At 75.1% G+C, this 13,672-nt stretch carries 14 protein-coding genes; 7 read left to right on the top strand and 7 right to left on the bottom strand.

The window, feature by feature from the left end; all coding sequences use genetic code 11:
- Nucleotide 1: 1 nt before the first annotated feature.
- Entirely contained in the window at nucleotides 2-1,438 is a 1,437-nt protein-coding gene (locus ACWPWV_RS14600; RefSeq protein ID WP_454043679.1) for an MFS transporter, read from the bottom strand.
- A gap of 102 nt (nucleotides 1,439-1,540) precedes the next feature.
- Between ACWPWV_RS14600 and ACWPWV_RS14605 the strand changes: the two genes are divergently transcribed.
- Together ACWPWV_RS14605 and ACWPWV_RS14610 are read left to right on the top strand one after the other, a co-directional pair.
- Nucleotides 1,541-2,464 (top strand): helix-turn-helix transcriptional regulator, encoded by a 924-nt coding sequence (locus tag ACWPWV_RS14605; RefSeq protein WP_454043680.1) that lies wholly within the window; start codon nucleotides 1,541-1,543, stop codon nucleotides 2,462-2,464.
- Between the two features lie 267 nt (nucleotides 2,465-2,731).
- Nucleotides 2,732-2,950, top strand: a complete 219-nt coding sequence (locus ACWPWV_RS14610) for a hypothetical protein (RefSeq protein ID WP_454043681.1) — start codon at nucleotides 2,732-2,734, stop codon at nucleotides 2,948-2,950.
- Between the two features lie 9 nt (nucleotides 2,951-2,959).
- Here ACWPWV_RS14610 and ACWPWV_RS14615 read toward each other — a convergent pair whose 3' ends face one another.
- The 4 genes from ACWPWV_RS14615 to ACWPWV_RS14630 form a co-directional block, all read right to left on the bottom strand.
- Complete coding sequence (locus ACWPWV_RS14615; RefSeq protein ID WP_454043682.1) at nucleotides 2,960-3,673, bottom strand: esterase/lipase family protein; 714 nt, start codon at nucleotides 3,671-3,673, stop codon at nucleotides 2,960-2,962.
- The gene (locus ACWPWV_RS14620; RefSeq protein WP_454043683.1) at nucleotides 3,670-4,491 is read right to left on the bottom strand and encodes an alpha/beta fold hydrolase; all 822 of its coding nucleotides are present in this window, start codon (nucleotides 4,489-4,491) and stop codon (nucleotides 3,670-3,672) included. Before ACWPWV_RS14620 ends, ACWPWV_RS14615 begins: the two co-directional genes overlap by 4 nt.
- Before the next feature lie 118 nt (nucleotides 4,492-4,609).
- On the bottom strand, nucleotides 4,610-5,059 hold the full coding sequence (locus ACWPWV_RS14625; protein ID WP_454043684.1) for an SRPBCC family protein: 450 nt from the start codon (nucleotides 5,057-5,059) through the stop codon (nucleotides 4,610-4,612).
- A gap of 82 nt (nucleotides 5,060-5,141) precedes the next feature.
- Nucleotides 5,142-5,771 carry a nucleotidyltransferase family protein gene (locus tag ACWPWV_RS14630; RefSeq protein ID WP_454043685.1) on the bottom strand — a complete coding sequence of 210 codons (630 nt, stop codon included), beginning with the start codon at nucleotides 5,769-5,771 and terminating at the stop codon, nucleotides 5,142-5,144.
- 109 nt (nucleotides 5,772-5,880) lie between these two features.
- Here ACWPWV_RS14630 and ACWPWV_RS14635 point away from each other — a divergent pair, with 109 nt between their 5' ends.
- The 5 genes from ACWPWV_RS14635 to ACWPWV_RS14655 all read left to right on the top strand — a co-directional run bounded on the left by ACWPWV_RS14635 (nucleotide 5,881) and on the right by ACWPWV_RS14655 (nucleotide 12,111).
- A complete protein-coding gene (locus tag ACWPWV_RS14635) occupies nucleotides 5,881-6,747 on the top strand; it encodes an endonuclease/exonuclease/phosphatase family protein (RefSeq protein WP_454043686.1) in 867 nt (288 codons plus the stop codon).
- A 59-nt stretch (nucleotides 6,748-6,806) separates the two neighbouring features.
- The gene (locus ACWPWV_RS14640; protein ID WP_454043687.1) at nucleotides 6,807-7,667 is read left to right on the top strand and encodes an ABC transporter ATP-binding protein; all 861 of its coding nucleotides are present in this window, start codon (nucleotides 6,807-6,809) and stop codon (nucleotides 7,665-7,667) included.
- Nucleotides 7,668-7,767: 100 nt separating this feature from the next.
- On the top strand, nucleotides 7,768-8,778 hold the full coding sequence (locus tag ACWPWV_RS14645; RefSeq protein ID WP_454043688.1) for an ABC transporter substrate-binding protein: 1,011 nt from the start codon (nucleotides 7,768-7,770) through the stop codon (nucleotides 8,776-8,778).
- 82 nt (nucleotides 8,779-8,860) lie between these two features.
- Nucleotides 8,861-10,981: an iron ABC transporter permease gene (locus ACWPWV_RS14650; RefSeq protein WP_454044550.1), complete on the top strand. Its 2,121-nt coding sequence runs from the start codon at nucleotides 8,861-8,863 to the stop codon at nucleotides 10,979-10,981.
- An 80-nt stretch (nucleotides 10,982-11,061) separates the two neighbouring features.
- Nucleotides 11,062-12,111, top strand: a complete 1,050-nt coding sequence (locus tag ACWPWV_RS14655) for a siderophore-interacting protein (RefSeq protein ID WP_454043689.1) — start codon at nucleotides 11,062-11,064, stop codon at nucleotides 12,109-12,111.
- Nucleotides 12,112-12,193: 82 nt separating this feature from the next.
- On the opposite strand, the gene ACWPWV_RS14660 is transcribed toward ACWPWV_RS14655, so the two are convergent.
- Nucleotides 12,194-12,772, bottom strand: coding sequence for a YbaK/EbsC family protein (locus ACWPWV_RS14660; protein WP_454043690.1), 579 nt, complete (start codon nucleotides 12,770-12,772; stop codon nucleotides 12,194-12,196).
- Between the two features lie 88 nt (nucleotides 12,773-12,860).
- Nucleotides 12,861-13,424 carry a YbhB/YbcL family Raf kinase inhibitor-like protein gene (locus ACWPWV_RS14665; RefSeq protein WP_454043691.1) on the bottom strand — a complete coding sequence of 188 codons (564 nt, stop codon included), beginning with the start codon at nucleotides 13,422-13,424 and terminating at the stop codon, nucleotides 12,861-12,863.
- Between the last annotated feature and the right edge of the window lie 248 nt (nucleotides 13,425-13,672).

Raw genomic sequence — 13,672 nt, forward strand, 5'->3', positions numbered from 1 at the left:
GCTAGGAGGGGTCGCTCGGATGAGGCAGGCCCTGCTGGTACCCCGCTGGCCGGTGCCTGGTCCGGCTCACGGTCGGCAGGACCAGGGCCACGGCCGCGACCAGCGCCCCGCCGAGCAGCACCGTGCCGGCGAGCATCGCCCCGCCGTACGAGCTCGACACCGCGAGCACGAGGCTCATGCCCAGGGCGCCGCCGAGCTGGTGCACCGAGTTCACGACGCCCGACGCGGCGCCGGCCTGCGCCGGTTCGACCCCGGCGATGCCCGACGCGGTGAGGGGCCCGAACGCCAAACCCTGGCCGGCGCCGATCAACGCCATGGGCAGGGCGACGCCCAGCGCGTAGGAGGTGGTGGCGTCGACGGCGGCGAGCCAGGCCATCCCGGCCGTGGCGAGCACGAGCCCGGCGACGAGCAGCAGCGGACCGCTGGTGCGCCGTTGCAGGCGCGGCACGGCGAGGGCGACGACGAAGTTCACGACCGTCATGGGAAAGAAGGCGAGCCCGGCGGCCAGGGCGGAGAACCCGCGCTCGTCCTGCAGATACTGGCTCGTGAGGAGGAAGAAGCCCATCATCGCGCCGATGAACAGCATGCGGGCGGCGTAGGCCCCGACGCGTTCTCGGCTCGTGAAGAGCGTCAGGGGCATCACCGGCTGGCGGGCCGTGCGTTCGACAGCGACGAGCCCGACCAGGAGCAGGGCTCCGGCACCGATGGCGGTGAGAGTCACCGGGGAGGTCCACCCGTCCTCGGCAGCGTGCACGAACCCGTACACGAGCGCGGCGGGCCCAGCGGTGGCGAGCAGGGCTCCCCGGACGTCGAGACGACCCGGCGTGCGGGCGGTGCGCGGCAGCACCTTCAGACCGGCGAGCAGCATGACGACGCCGATGGGCAGGTTGACGAGGAAGCCCGCGCGCCAGGACACGAGGTCGGCGAGCAGACCACCGGCGACCAGGCCGACGCTCGCGCCGATCCCGGCCACGGCGCCGTAGGCCGTGGTGGCGCGGGTGCGCTCAGGGCCTTCCGGGAAGCTCGCCGTGAGCAGCGCCAGGGTCGAGGGCGCGAGCACCGCCGCGCCCACGCCCTGCAGTGCTCGGGCGCCGACGAGCCAGGAACCGGTCGGGGCCAGCCCGACCCCGACCGAGGCCAGGGTGAACAGTGTGAGTCCGGCCACGAACATCTGGCGGCGTCCGAGGATGTCACCGGCCCGGGCGCCGAGCAGCAGCAGACCACCGAACGTGAGCAGGTAGGCGTCCTGCACCCAGGCCACGCCCGCCTCGGACAGCCCGAGCTCTGCCCGGATGTGCGGCAGCCCGGTGATGACGATCGAGTTGTCCAGGATCACCATGAAGTACCCGACCAGGATGATCGCGAGGATCGCGGTCGTGCCCGAACGGGGCGACGTGCGTGGCGCGGCGAGGCGCGCGGTGGGAGGAGCGGTGGTCATGGCCACCAGCAGACGACGGAACGCGGCGATGAGGGAGATCCCCGTGTGCCGGGTACCAGCAGAACCTCCCACGTGCCGGGACGCGGTCGTACCGTCGAAGGCATGGACCTGAAGGCCGAGACCCGCGAGTTCCTCGCCAGCCGCCGGGCACGCATCACGCCCGAGCGCGCCGGCCTGCCCGCCTACGGCGGCAACCGCCGCGTGCCCGGGCTGCGTCGCGAAGAGGTCGCGATGCTCGCCGGCGTGAGCGTCGACTACTACACCCGCCTCGAGCGCGGCAACCTCGCCGGCGTCTCCGAGGAGATCCTCGAGGCCCTCGCCCAGGCTCTGCAGCTCGACGAGGCCGAGCACGGCCACCTGTTCGACCTCGCGCGCGCGGCGAACCAGTCCGGGGCAGCGCGTTCGCGCGCGAAGCGCACCCCCGCACCCGTCCTGCGCCCGGCGGTCCAGCGGATCCTCGACGCGATGGACGGCGCGCCCGCGTTCGTACGCAACGGGCGCCTCGACGTGCTCGGCGCGAACCCGCTCGGGCGCGCGCTGTACGCACCGCTCTACGACTCGCCCGAGCGGATCGTCAACAAGCCCGTGAACACCGCCCGGTTCCAGTTCCTCGACCCCGTCGCGGCCCAGGCGTTCTGGGGCGAGCGGTACGAGCGGATCGGGCACGACGCCGTCGCGATCCTGCGTGCCGAGGCCGGGCGCAACCCGTACGACAAGGCGCTCACCGCGCTGGTCGGCGAGCTGTCCACCCGCAGCGAGGACTTCCGCCGCCTGTGGGCCGCGCACGACGTACGCCTGCACCGCACCGGCACCAAGGTCTTCCACCACCCGGTCGTCGGCACGCTCGAGCTCGACTACGAAGCGCTCGTGCTGCCCGCCGACACCGGACTCCAGCTCAACGTCTACACCGCTCTGCCCGGCTCACCCTCCGACGACAGCCTCAAGCTCCTCGCCTCCTGGGCCGCCACCCGTGAGCACGAGGCCCGTGACACGGGCGGCGCGGGTGTCGGCGGACGGGCTTCCTGACACGGATGTCGAAGAGCACTCAACAGTGAATGCGCTCGGTCAAGACCGAGCCGACGTCGGCGCCGGCACCCTGTTCCTCTACGCGCGGAGCAAGGGGGATCTGCTGCTCCTCGCGCAGAACGCGTCCTACGCCGAGGCCCTGGCTCGCGGCATCGAGACCGCAGCGGACGCTCCCGAGGTGCTCGACGCGGTCCTCGCGCTCGTCCGCCCCGTCGTCGAGTGCAACCGCACCCAGGTCGAGAACGGCCGGACCTCCCTGCGCGAGATGTGTTCGGCGACCCGGACGAGCCGGACCACCGTGAGGCGCTCGCCATCGTGGACCGGACCGAGCACGCGGTCGCCGACGTGCTGCGTCACGGCGGCCACGTGGGGGAGGCGGACGCGGCGACGCTGGCGCACGTGGTGTCCGCGGTCGTGTTCCTGGCGATGGTGACGCGAGCGGACGCTGGCGTGGGGCGCCGCCTCGAGCGGCCCGGGTCGTCGTGAGGCGCGGCCTCATGGTTCGGGGCGAGGCGCGACGGCCTCCGCGAGGCGCTCGACCTCGCGCACGACGACCTCGACGAGGCGCGGGTCGCCGAGCGGCTTGAAGTGACCCGACAGCGGCAGCTCGATGTTCGTCGCGCCGGGCAGCGCGCCGGTCTCGGGGATGTGCGGGTCGAACCGCGGGTAGACGGCGGTGATGCGCGCGTCGACGGCACGCTCCGCCACCAGGGCGAGGAGCTCGGTGTCGGTCGGGGAGAACGCGCGCAGCGTGCGACCGACGAGGTAGCGGGCCCAGCGCGAACCGCGGAACGGCGTCGCGACCGCGACCATCCCGGCGACGCGGCCGCCGGCGGGGGAGAGCATGACGCGCTTGCCGATGAGGCCGCCCTTGCTGTGCGCGACGAGGACCGCGCCGCGCAGGTCGGCCTCCTCGAGGTACGCCGCGGCGAGCCCGGCGCCCGCCGCGACGGGTGCGCGGTTGTACCGCAGGTCCGGCACGACGTGCACCGGGTGGCCCGCCGCCGCGAGCGGGCCGGCCACGGGCGCGAGGAACTGCCACGTCTCGTACACGCCGGGCAGGAGCAGGACCGGAGCCCGGTCGCCCGCACCGGCGGGCACCGGTCGGCGCGGGCGCAGCCCGTGCTCGAGCTGGCGGGTGCCCGCGTAGACGTAGTCCGCGGCCCAGTCGGCCAGGTGCCGCGCACGGGTGGAGATCCTCGCGCTCACCGCACCTCCTTCGCCGCGTGGACGACCGCGTCGACGATCGCGCCCGGGTCGGAGTCCATGGCGTGGTGACGTCCGGCCACCTCGCGCAGCTCGCCGTGCGGCGCGGCGTCCGCGAGCTCGCGGGCCCAGCGGTGCGGCGCGATCGGGTCGGCCCTGCCGCGCAGCACGACGACACGTCCCGGCACGCGCGGCACGACCTCCTCGAGGTGGTGAGCGAGCATGCGCCGCGTCTGGCGCGCGTAGTACGCCAGGGTGCAGCGCAGCACGTAGTCGACGGCGAGCGTGCCGAGCGCTCGGGGCCGCTCGCCGAACCCGTCGCGCAGGAGGCGCAGGGCGTGGTGCGGCGCGGTGCGGGCGTGACGGTCCGCAGTCGGTCCGACGAGCACCCCGGCGGGGGCCTCGCGAGGGTGGTCGGCCATCGCCTGGCCGACGACCTGCCCACCCATCGAGTGGCCCACGAGCACGACCGGGGGCGCGGGGACGCCGTCGGGCGACGCAGCCAGGGCGTGGTCGCGGACGTACGTGGCGACGAGCGTCGCGTGCTCCTCGAGCGGGACGTCGCGACCGGTGCGCGGCGAGGCGCCGTACCCGGGGAGGTCGACGGCATGGACGGCCGCGCGGAGGTCGTCGCGGCGTGCGATCTCGTCGACGACCGGACGGAAGGCGCGCGCGGAGGAACCCAGCCCGTGCACGAGGACGACGACGAGCGCTGGGGAGACGGCACCGCTCACGTGCGCGACGGCCGTGAGGTCGCCGACGGTGAACCGCACGTCGGTCTCGTCCTCCACCGGGACCGAGGACGACGCGCGAGCGGGCATGGGCCTCAGCATGGGACACGTGCGGCCGGTGCGCACGGCCGCCGGAGGTCGCCGGCGCGACGGAGCGGGCCCGGGGAGATCCCGGACCCGCTCCGTCGTCGTGCGTGCCGTGCGTGCGTCAGCTGACGTCACCGCGCCACGCGCCGGTCTCGACGCCGCGCGACTCGATGAACTCCTTGAACCGCGCGAGGTCGCCCTTGACGCGGCGCTCGTCGAGCTGCAGCAGGTCGCCGGCCTTCTCCACGACGCCCTCGGGCGACCAGTCGAGCTGGACCGTCACGCGCGTCTCCGCGTCGCTCAGGCGGTGGAACGTCACGACGCCGGCGTGGTCGGGGCCCGACGTGCTGTTCCACGCGACGCGCTCGTCGGGGTGCTGCTCGGTGATCTCGGCGTCGAACTCGCGCTCCACGCCGCCGATCTTCGTCCTCCAGTGCGTGTGCGTCGCGTCGATCTGCCGGATCTCCTCCACGCCCTCCATGAAGCGGGGGAACTCCTCGAACTGCGTCCACTGGTCGTAGGCGGTGCGGACGGGGACGCTGACGTCGATCGACTGGGTGACGTTGCTCATCGTGATACCTCCTGGCGTTGTCGGGCGGTACGTCCCCACCCTGACCAGGTTCGCGCCCGCTCGCGCGCCGAGCGCCCCCCGATCACTCCACGTGGCTCGACGGGTCTCCCGAGGCGGGGCCGGAGGCCCCCTCGCGCCCCGCGGCCGGGTCACGCATGTCCGCCTTGTCGACGACACCGAGCTCGTCGAGGAGGAAGAGGAACGCGCGGGCGTACGGGTTGTCGTCGACGCGCTCGCGCACCTCGGGCCACGCGATCTGCTCGCGCATCGCACGGGCGACGGGCAGCAGGCGCGAGAAGTCGCAGAAGTGCTCGCCGATGACGCGCAGCTTCGACGCCATGATCTCCGTCGCCGAGAGCACGGGCATGCGGACCGCGAGCACCTCGAGCTCGTCGGTGCGCGCCAGCAGGTCGTCGTCGATCGGCTCGCCGACCATGCGGTAGAGCACGTCGACGAGCTCGCCGTGGTGGTACGCCTTGAAGAGCCAGTTCTCCGTCGGCTCCGTGATCTCGAGCCCCGCCTCGGCCAGCACCTCGCGCGCCCGGTCCACGTCGACCTCGCGGATCGCGAAGTCGGCGTCGTGGCTCGGCTCGGGCGCGCCGCGAGCCCACGCGGCGTACCCGCCGACGAGCGCGTGCGGGATCCCGGCCTCGGCGAGCGCGGCCGCCGTCATGCGCAGGCCGTCGTGCAGGGCCTCTCTGTCGTCCACCATGCCCCAGGGTCTACACCACGGGACGCCCGCCGGCACGTCACGACGCACGGGACCGCGCGTCGACCGGCTGCGGGTGCGCCGTCCCGCCCGCGCGCCCAGAATCGAGACGATGCGCCTCGCGACGTTCAACATCCTCCACGGGCGGTCGACCGTCGACGACCGGGTCGACCTCGACCGGTTCGCCGGCGCCGTCCGTGCGCTCGACGCCGACGTCCTCGCGCTCCAGGAGGTCGACCGCGACCAGCCGCGGTCCCACGGCGCCGACCTGACGGCGGTCGCCGCCGAGGCCGCGGGAGCGGTCGACCACCGGTTCGTCGCGACGCTCGTCGGGGAGCCGGGCGTGTGGTCCGCGCCGACGGGCGAGCAGCAGCCGGGCCAGGCGGCGTACGGGATCGCCGTCGTGAGCAGGTACCCGGTCAGTGCCTGGCGCACCGTCGTCATGCCGCCGCCGCGCACGCGCGTCCCGGTGCGCTTCCCCGGCAGCCGCGTGCCCACGCTCGTGCGCGACGAGCCGCGCGCCGCGCTCGTCGCCCGCGTCGACGCACCCGCCGGGCCGCTCACCGTCGTGTGCGCGCACCTGACCTTCGTGCCCGGGCGCAACCTCACCCAGCTGGTGCGGCTCACGCGCTCGCTCGCCGAGGACGCGCCGGCCGGGGAGCCCGTCGTGCTCATGGGCGACCTCAACATCGACGCGCCGCAGGCCGCCCGCACGAGCGGCTGGCAGCCGCTGGCGAGCGCCCCGACGTTCCCGGTCGGCACGCCGGCGCGCCAGCTCGACCACGTGCTGGCCCACGGGGCGGTCCGCGCCACGGCTCCGGCGGTCGCCGTCGACACGGGCCTGTCGGACCACCGCGCGCTCGTCGTGCAGGTCGCGCTCGGCGGCGAGCACGTCGCGTCGCCGACCCGCGCGCACGCCGCCGACGAGGACCACCCGCCGTCGAGCCACCAGCAGGAGTCCGGCACCCGACGAGCGTGACGACGGTCGCACCGCCAGGCGCTGGCCCAGAACCGCCGACGTAGATTAGCCTCACCTATGTGAGTGCACCCTCAGTCGAGACCCCGACCCGCCTCCGGCCCGGCGCCGCGGCGCTGTCCGGGCACGACCTGCACCTGTCCTACGACGCCCGGACGGTCGTCCACGGCGCCGGGCTCGACCTGGTCCCCGGCGAGGTCACGGCGCTCATCGGGCCGAACGGGTCGGGCAAGAGCACCCTGCTGCGCTCGCTGGCCCGGCTGCACCGCCCCGACACCGGCTCCGTCACGCTCGACGACGCGACCGACGCCCTCGCGCTGCACCCCAAGGACTTCGCACGGCGCGTGACGCTCCTGTCCCAGAGCCGGCCCACGCCGTCGGGCGTGTGCGTGCGCGACGTCGTCGCCTACGGCCGTCACCCCTACCGCGGCCGGTTCCGCGCGAACGACCCCGACGGCCCGCGCGCGATCGCGCACGCGATGGAGGTGACGGGGGTCGCCGCGATGGCCGACCGCGGCGTCGACGAGCTGTCCGGCGGCGAGCTGCAGCGCGTGTGGCTCGCGACGTGCCTCGCCCAGGACACCGGCGTGCTCCTGCTCGACGAGCCCACGACGTACCTCGACCTGCGCTACCAGGTCGAGCTGCTCGACCTCGTGCGCGACCTGGCCGCCGAGCACGGCGTCGCGGTCGGCGTCGTCCTGCACGACCTCAACCAGGCGGCCTCCGTGGCCGACCACGTGGTCCTGCTCCACCACGGGGTGGTGCGCGCGGCGGGTCCCGCCGACGCGGTGCTCACCTCGGAGCTCCTCACCGAGGTGTACGGCATCCACGTCGACGTCTACACCCACCCGCTCACGGGCCGCACGTGCTGCGAGCCGCTCGGGCGGCACGCCGCCCGGGTCGGTGCCGCCGTGCTCGCCTGACGACCCTCCCCACGACCCCCATCCCGCCACGCCCGGGTCCCGCGCGGCCTCCTGCCGCACCGTCGCGCCCGGCACCCAGCCCGAACCTGTGAGGACACCCATGCGCTCGACCCGAACCCGATCCCTCGCCGCGGGCGCGCTCGCGCTCGCCGCGACGTTCGCCCTCGCCGCGTGCGGCACGACGGAGGACCCGGCCGCCGACGCGTCGTCGGACAGCAGGGACACCGCCGAGACCGCGGCCACGGCGGGCCCCGTCACCTACACCGACGAGCGCGGCGAGCACACGCTCGACGCCCCCGCGACGGACGTCGTCTCCCTCGAGTGGGGGCTCACGGAGAACCTCGTCGCGCTCGGCGTCGAGCCCGTCGGCCAGGCCGACGTCGAGGGCTACAACACGTGGGACACGGTCGCGCCGATCGACGCGGGCACGCCCGACGTCGGCACGCGGGGCGAGCCCAGCCTGGACGCCATCTCGGCGCTCGAGCCCGACCTCGTCGTCACGACGACGGACCTGCCGGAGAACGTCATCGCGCAGATCGAGGAGGTCGCCCCGGTGCTCGCGCTGCGCGGCTCCGACGGCGAGGACCCGATCGGCTACATGCGGTCCACGGTCGAGACGCTGGCCACCGTCACGGGCCGCGAGGACGAGGCGACCGCGGCTCTCGAGGACTACGACGCGGCGATCGAGGACGCCACGGCGGCGCTCGACGAGGCCGGCCTCGCCGGGGCCGAGTTCGCCATGGCCGACGGCTGGATCACCAACGGGTCCGTGTCCGTCCGCATGTACACGCCCGGCTCGTTCTTCGGCGCGATCGGCGAGGAGCTCGGTCTCGTCAACGCCTGGACCGAGGGCGGCGACCCCGACTACGGTCTCGCGCAGACCGACGTCGAGGGCCTCACGCAGCTCGGGGACGTGCAGTTCCTCTACGTGGCGAGCGAGTCGGAGCCCAACCCGTTCACCGACGGCCTGGAGGGCAACGCCGTGTGGGAGCAGCTCCCGTTCGTCGTCTCCGGCGACGTCCACCGCCTGCCCGACGGCATCTGGATGTTCGGCGGCCCGCTGTCGGCCTCCGCGTACGCCGACGCGGTCGTCGACGCGCTGACCGCCTGACCTCCCCCCGACCGTGACCAGGCGAGAGCACACGACGGCGGAGCCGGACACCCTCCTCCTGGAGGACCCGGCCCCGGCCGTCGTGCCGACGGCCGAGAGCGCCGGCCGCGGCACCCCCGGCGGCACCCCCACCGGGACGGCGGCGGCACGCGTGCCGTCGTCCCGGCTCGGGATCGCGGGGGCGTTCGTCGTCGCGCTCGTGGTCGCGGCCCTCCTCGCCGCCGTGCACCTCACGCAGGGCACGGCCGACGTCGGACCGCTCGACCTGGTCCGCCTGGCCACCGGCGGGGACGGTGTCGACCAGACCGTCGCCGTCCTCGTGGCCTCGCGCGTGCCGCGGCTCCTCGCGGGCCTGCTGCTGGGCGTCGCGCTCGGCGTCGCGGGCACCGTGCTGCAGTCGGTCGCGCGCAACCCGCTCGCGTCCCCGGACACGCTCGCGGTGAACGCCGGCGCGTACCTCACGGTCGTGGTCGTCGCCGCGTTCGGCCTCTCGATCCCGTTCTACCTCCAGGGCGGGCTGGCGTTCCTCGGTGGGCTCGCCGCGGCCGGTCTCGTGCTCGTGCTCGCGCGCGGCGGTGCCGACGGGCCGACCCGCCTCGTGCTCGCCGGGTCCGCGATCATGCTCGCGCTGCACTCGCTGACGATGGTCCTGCTCGTGCTCTTCGAGCAGGAGACGACGGGCCTGTTCGCGTGGGGGAGCGGGTCCATCGTGCAGTCGGGCACCCGCACCGTCGCGATGGCGACACCGGTCGTCGTCGTCGGCGTGCTCGCCGCCCTCGTCCTGTCGCGGCGCCTCGACCTCCTCGGCCTCGGTGACGACGCCGCGACCGTCCTCGGTGTCGACGTGCGCCGCACGCGCGTCGTCGCCGTCCTCGTCGCCGTGCTGCTCGCCGCGATCGCGGTGAGCGTCGCCGGCCCTGTCGGGTTCGTCGGGCTCGCCGCCCCCGTCGTCGCGCGGCTCGTCGCGCGCCGCGTCCCCGGGCTCGGGCGGCACGTGCTGCTCCTGCCGTTCGCGGCCGTCGTCGGCGTGGTCGTCGTCCTCGGCGCGGACGTCCTGCTGCGCCTCCTGCTCCCGAGCACGCTGTCCATCGCGGTGCCCACGGGCGTCGTCACCACCGTCCTCGGCGCCGTCCTGCTCGTCTGGCTCGCGCGGCGGCTGCGCGACTCCGCGTCCGGGGCGCGCGGCGCGCACGGCGCGCTGAGCCGGCCGCGCTCGCGCCGCGCAGTGCTCGCGGTCGTCGTCGTGCTGTCCCTCGCGGTCGCCGCGGCGGCCGTCGCCGGGCTCCTGCTCGGGGATCGGGTCGTGCTGCTCGGCGACGTCGCGAACTGGTGGGACGGCGTCGCGGGACGGCACGTGACGTTCGTGCTCGACCAGCGCTTCCCGCGCGTGCTCGCCGCCCTGCTCGCCGGCGCGGCGCTCGCGCTCGCCGGCACGATCGTGCAGGCCGTGTGCCGCAACCCGCTCGCCGAGCCCAGCCTGCTCGGCGTGACCTCGGGCGCCGGGCTCGGGGCCGTGACGATGATCCTCCTCGTCCCGGGCGTCGGCATCTGGCCGATGTCGGCCGCCGCGGCGGCCGGGGCCTTCGCGGTGTTCGGCCTCGTCTACGGGCTGTCGTACCGCGGCGGGCTGAGCTCGGACCGGCTCGTGCTCATCGGCATCGGCGCCCAGGCCGGCGTCATGGCCGTCATCACGCTGCTCGTCGTCGTCGTCGCGCCGTGGGACGTCAACCTCGCGCTCACGTGGCTCTCGGGCTCGACGTACGGGCGCACGCTCGAGCAGCTCCTCCCGGTCGCGCTCGCGCTCCTCGTCATCACGCCGCTCGCCGCCGTGTACCGCCGCGACCTCGACGTCGTCGCGCTCGACGACGACACGCCGCGCGTCCTCGGCGTCGCGCTCGACCGCACGCGGCTGCTCCTGCTCGGTGCCGCCGCCCTGCTCACCGCCGCGGCCGTGTGCGCCATCGGCGCGCTCGCGTTCGTGGGGCTCGTCGCCCCGCACGCGGCGCGGGCGCTCGTGGGCGCCCGGCACGCGCGGGTCGTCCCTGTCGCGATGCTCCTCGGCGCGCTCCTCGTGTCCGTCGCGGACACGCTCGGGCGCGTCGTCATCGCTCCCGAGCAGATCCCGGCGGGCCTCGGCACCGCGCTGCTCGGGGCGCCGTACTTCGTCTACCTGCTCTGGCGCAGCCGGGGCCGGGGCGCGTGACGCGGATCACCGGGTCCGGTGGTCGTCCGGAGCCCGGACGGGTTGACCCGGGTGGCACCGCGTAGGTTAGCCTCACCTGTGTGAGCCAGACCGTCGAGACGCCCCGGACCGCCGCCCGTCGCCGCCCCGCTGCACGGGCCGCCGCGCGGGCCACGAGCCCGTGGCAGTTCTTCGACGTCGAGGTCGCTCGGATCGAGCAGGTCACGCCGAGCTTCCGCCGCTTCACGTTCACCGGCCCCGAGCTCGCGCACTTCGCCGACCCGGGCCGCGACGTACGGATCAAGTTCGTCCTGCCCGCCCCGGACGGCGGTTACGAGCACCTCGTGCGCTCCGACGAGTGGTACGCCGCGTGGCGCGCCCAGCCCGAGGAGCGGCGCAACCCGTTCCGCACCTACACGACCGTCGCCGTGCGCCCCGAGGCGGGCGAGGTCGACGTCGACGTCGTGCTCCACGGGGACGCCGGACCGGCGTCGCGATGGGCGCTGCACGCCGAGGTCGGCACGCCGCTCGTGCTGCTCGGCCCGGACGCCCGGTTCGACGGCCCGACCGGCGGCATCGAGTTCCACCCGCCGACGAGGGCCCACGCGCTCCTGCTCGCGGGCGACGAGACCGCGCTGCCCGCGATCGCCGCGATCTGCGAGGACCTGCCCGCCGACGCGTGGGGCGAGGTGTACGTGGAGGTTCCGCACGCGCAGGACGCGCGCGAGCTCGTCGCGCCGCCCGGCGTGCGCGTGACGTTCCTCGCGCGCGACGCCGCGACGGAGACCGACGCCGTGGTGGACGACGTGACCGGGGCAGGGCCCGGCGGCCGCACGCACGCCGGGCACGGCGCTCTGCTCGTGCCCGCCGTCAAGGAGGCCGCCGAGCGCATCCTCGCCGCCGGAGTGCTGGGCACGGACCCGCCGACGCAGTGCGCGACCGCGGAGTCGCTCGAGGACGTCGACGTCGACGCGTCCATCCTGTGGGAGGTCCCGGCCCTGCTCGAGGACGAGACCGTCCTGTACGCGTGGCTCGCGGGCGAGGCGAGCGTCATCAAGACGCTGCGCCGCCACCTCGTCGCCGAGCTGGGCGTCGACCGCCGGGCCGTCGCGTTCATGGGGTACTGGCGCCAGGGCCGCGCCGAGAGCTGAGGCCGTCCTGACGTGCGAGGGCCCCGCCGGGATCGTCCGGCGGGGCCCTCGGCGTCCGTAGCGGGCGGACCGGTGCGGCAGGTCAGCCGACCGGGACGGCGAGGTCGTCGACCACCTCGACACCCGGCAGGCGGCCCAGCAGCGCGCCGGGCAGGAGCAGCTTCGACCGGCGCACCCCGCTGCCGATCAGCGCGAGCTCGCCGTCGGCCACGACGCGCGCGTCGACGAGGACGCGCCATGCCTCGGGCAGCCCGATCGGGGTGATCCCGCCGTACTCCATGCCGGACCCGGCCGTCGCGCGGTCGGTGGGCAGGAACGACGCCTTGCGCACGTCGAGGAGCTTGCGGACGCGCGTGTTGACGTCCGCGCGCGTGTGCGCGCGGACCACGGCGGCGGCGATCCGCTCGTCGCCCGCGCGCGACCCGCCGACGACGACGCAGTTCGCCGACGCCTCGACGGGCAGCGCGAACGTCTCGTTGAGGGTCGCGGTGTCCGCGAGGTCGGGGTCGATCTCCGTCACGGCGACGAGGGCGGCGACGTCCGGGTCGACGTCGGCCCAGCGGCGCAGGGCGTCCGCGGTCACGGGGGCGACGAGGTCGAGGTGGTCGAGCGCGGGCTCCCAGCGCAGGGAGCCGAGCGTGGGCAGGGCCGGTGCGTCCATGGGTCCTTCCGGTGGGTCGGCAGCACGGCGCGCACCTGCCCGGAGGGGTGGGTGGAAGGCGGCCGGAGGGTGGCCTGGCGGCCGCCGGTCAGTCCTGCACCTGGTAGGTCACGGTCAGGGTCGCGCGTGCGAGCGTGTGGAACAGCGCGTTGAACGCTACCGCGGTCGGCGTCGCGTCGGGGCCCAGTCCCGCGGCGTCGGCGAGCGAGTCGACGTCGAGCGCGTGGACCGCGAACACGTAGCGGTGCGGGCGGTCGCCCGCGGGCGGCGCGGCGCCGGTGTAGCCGGGGCCGCCGCCGTCGTGGCGGACCTGGAAGGCGCCGTCGGGCAGGCCGGCACCGTCGGGCGCCCCGGCGCCGGTCTGCAGGGACGTCACGGTGGCGGGGACGTCGGCGACGGTCCAGTGCCAGAAGCCCGCGGGGGTGGGGGCGTCCGGGTCGAAGCACGACACGACGAACGAGCGCGTTCCTTCGGGTGCGCCGGACCACGCGAGAGCGGGGGAGCGGTCGCCCTCCGCGGCGACGTGCGCGGCGGGCATGGGCTCGCCCTCGGCGAGGTCGGTGCTCGTGAGCGCGAAGGACGGCACGGCGGGCAGCCGGTCGTAGGGGTCGGGTGCGGTCGGACGGGAGTCGAGGTCCAGGGTCAGGGTCATGGCCACATCGTGCCGAACCCCACGCTCGCAGGCATCTCGCGGAGCGTCACGGAGAGGGTCACGGAGAGTCAGGGAGAGTCGCGGAGCGCGGTGCGGGGCGCCGACGCCGGACGTCGGGCGAACGAGTGACCCTCAGGTTCAGGTCGAGGGTTCGAGCGCGACGCGCAGCAACGTTCGAGCGGTGGTCGAGGGTTCGACGAGGAGCATTCGGACGAAGCCGACGACCTGATCCTCCGGAGTTGACAGGG

It is taken from the genome of Cellulosimicrobium sp. Marseille-Q8652, assembly GCF_965112045.1.

Excerpts from the sequence above, each read along its gene's own strand:
- ACWPWV_RS14600 (WP_454043679.1), bottom strand. The coding sequence starts at position 1,438 with ATGACCACCGCTCCTCCCACCGCGCGCCTCGCCGCGCCACGCACGTCG.
- ACWPWV_RS14605 (WP_454043680.1), top strand. The coding sequence starts at position 1,541 with ATGGACCTGAAGGCCGAGACCCGCGAGTTCCTCGCCAGCCGCCGGGCA.
- ACWPWV_RS14620 (WP_454043683.1), bottom strand. The coding sequence starts at position 4,491 with ATGCCCGCTCGCGCGTCGTCCTCGGTCCCGGTGGAGGACGAGACCGAC.
- ACWPWV_RS14625 (WP_454043684.1), bottom strand. The coding sequence starts at position 5,059 with ATGAGCAACGTCACCCAGTCGATCGACGTCAGCGTCCCCGTCCGCACC.
- ACWPWV_RS14630 (WP_454043685.1), bottom strand. The coding sequence starts at position 5,771 with ATGGTGGACGACAGAGAGGCCCTGCACGACGGCCTGCGCATGACGGCG.
- ACWPWV_RS14635 (WP_454043686.1), top strand. The coding sequence starts at position 5,881 with ATGCGCCTCGCGACGTTCAACATCCTCCACGGGCGGTCGACCGTCGAC.
- ACWPWV_RS14645 (WP_454043688.1), top strand. The coding sequence starts at position 7,768 with ATGCGCTCGACCCGAACCCGATCCCTCGCCGCGGGCGCGCTCGCGCTC.
- ACWPWV_RS14660 (WP_454043690.1), bottom strand. The coding sequence starts at position 12,772 with ATGGACGCACCGGCCCTGCCCACGCTCGGCTCCCTGCGCTGGGAGCCC.
- ACWPWV_RS14665 (WP_454043691.1), bottom strand. The coding sequence starts at position 13,424 with ATGACCCTGACCCTGGACCTCGACTCCCGTCCGACCGCACCCGACCCC.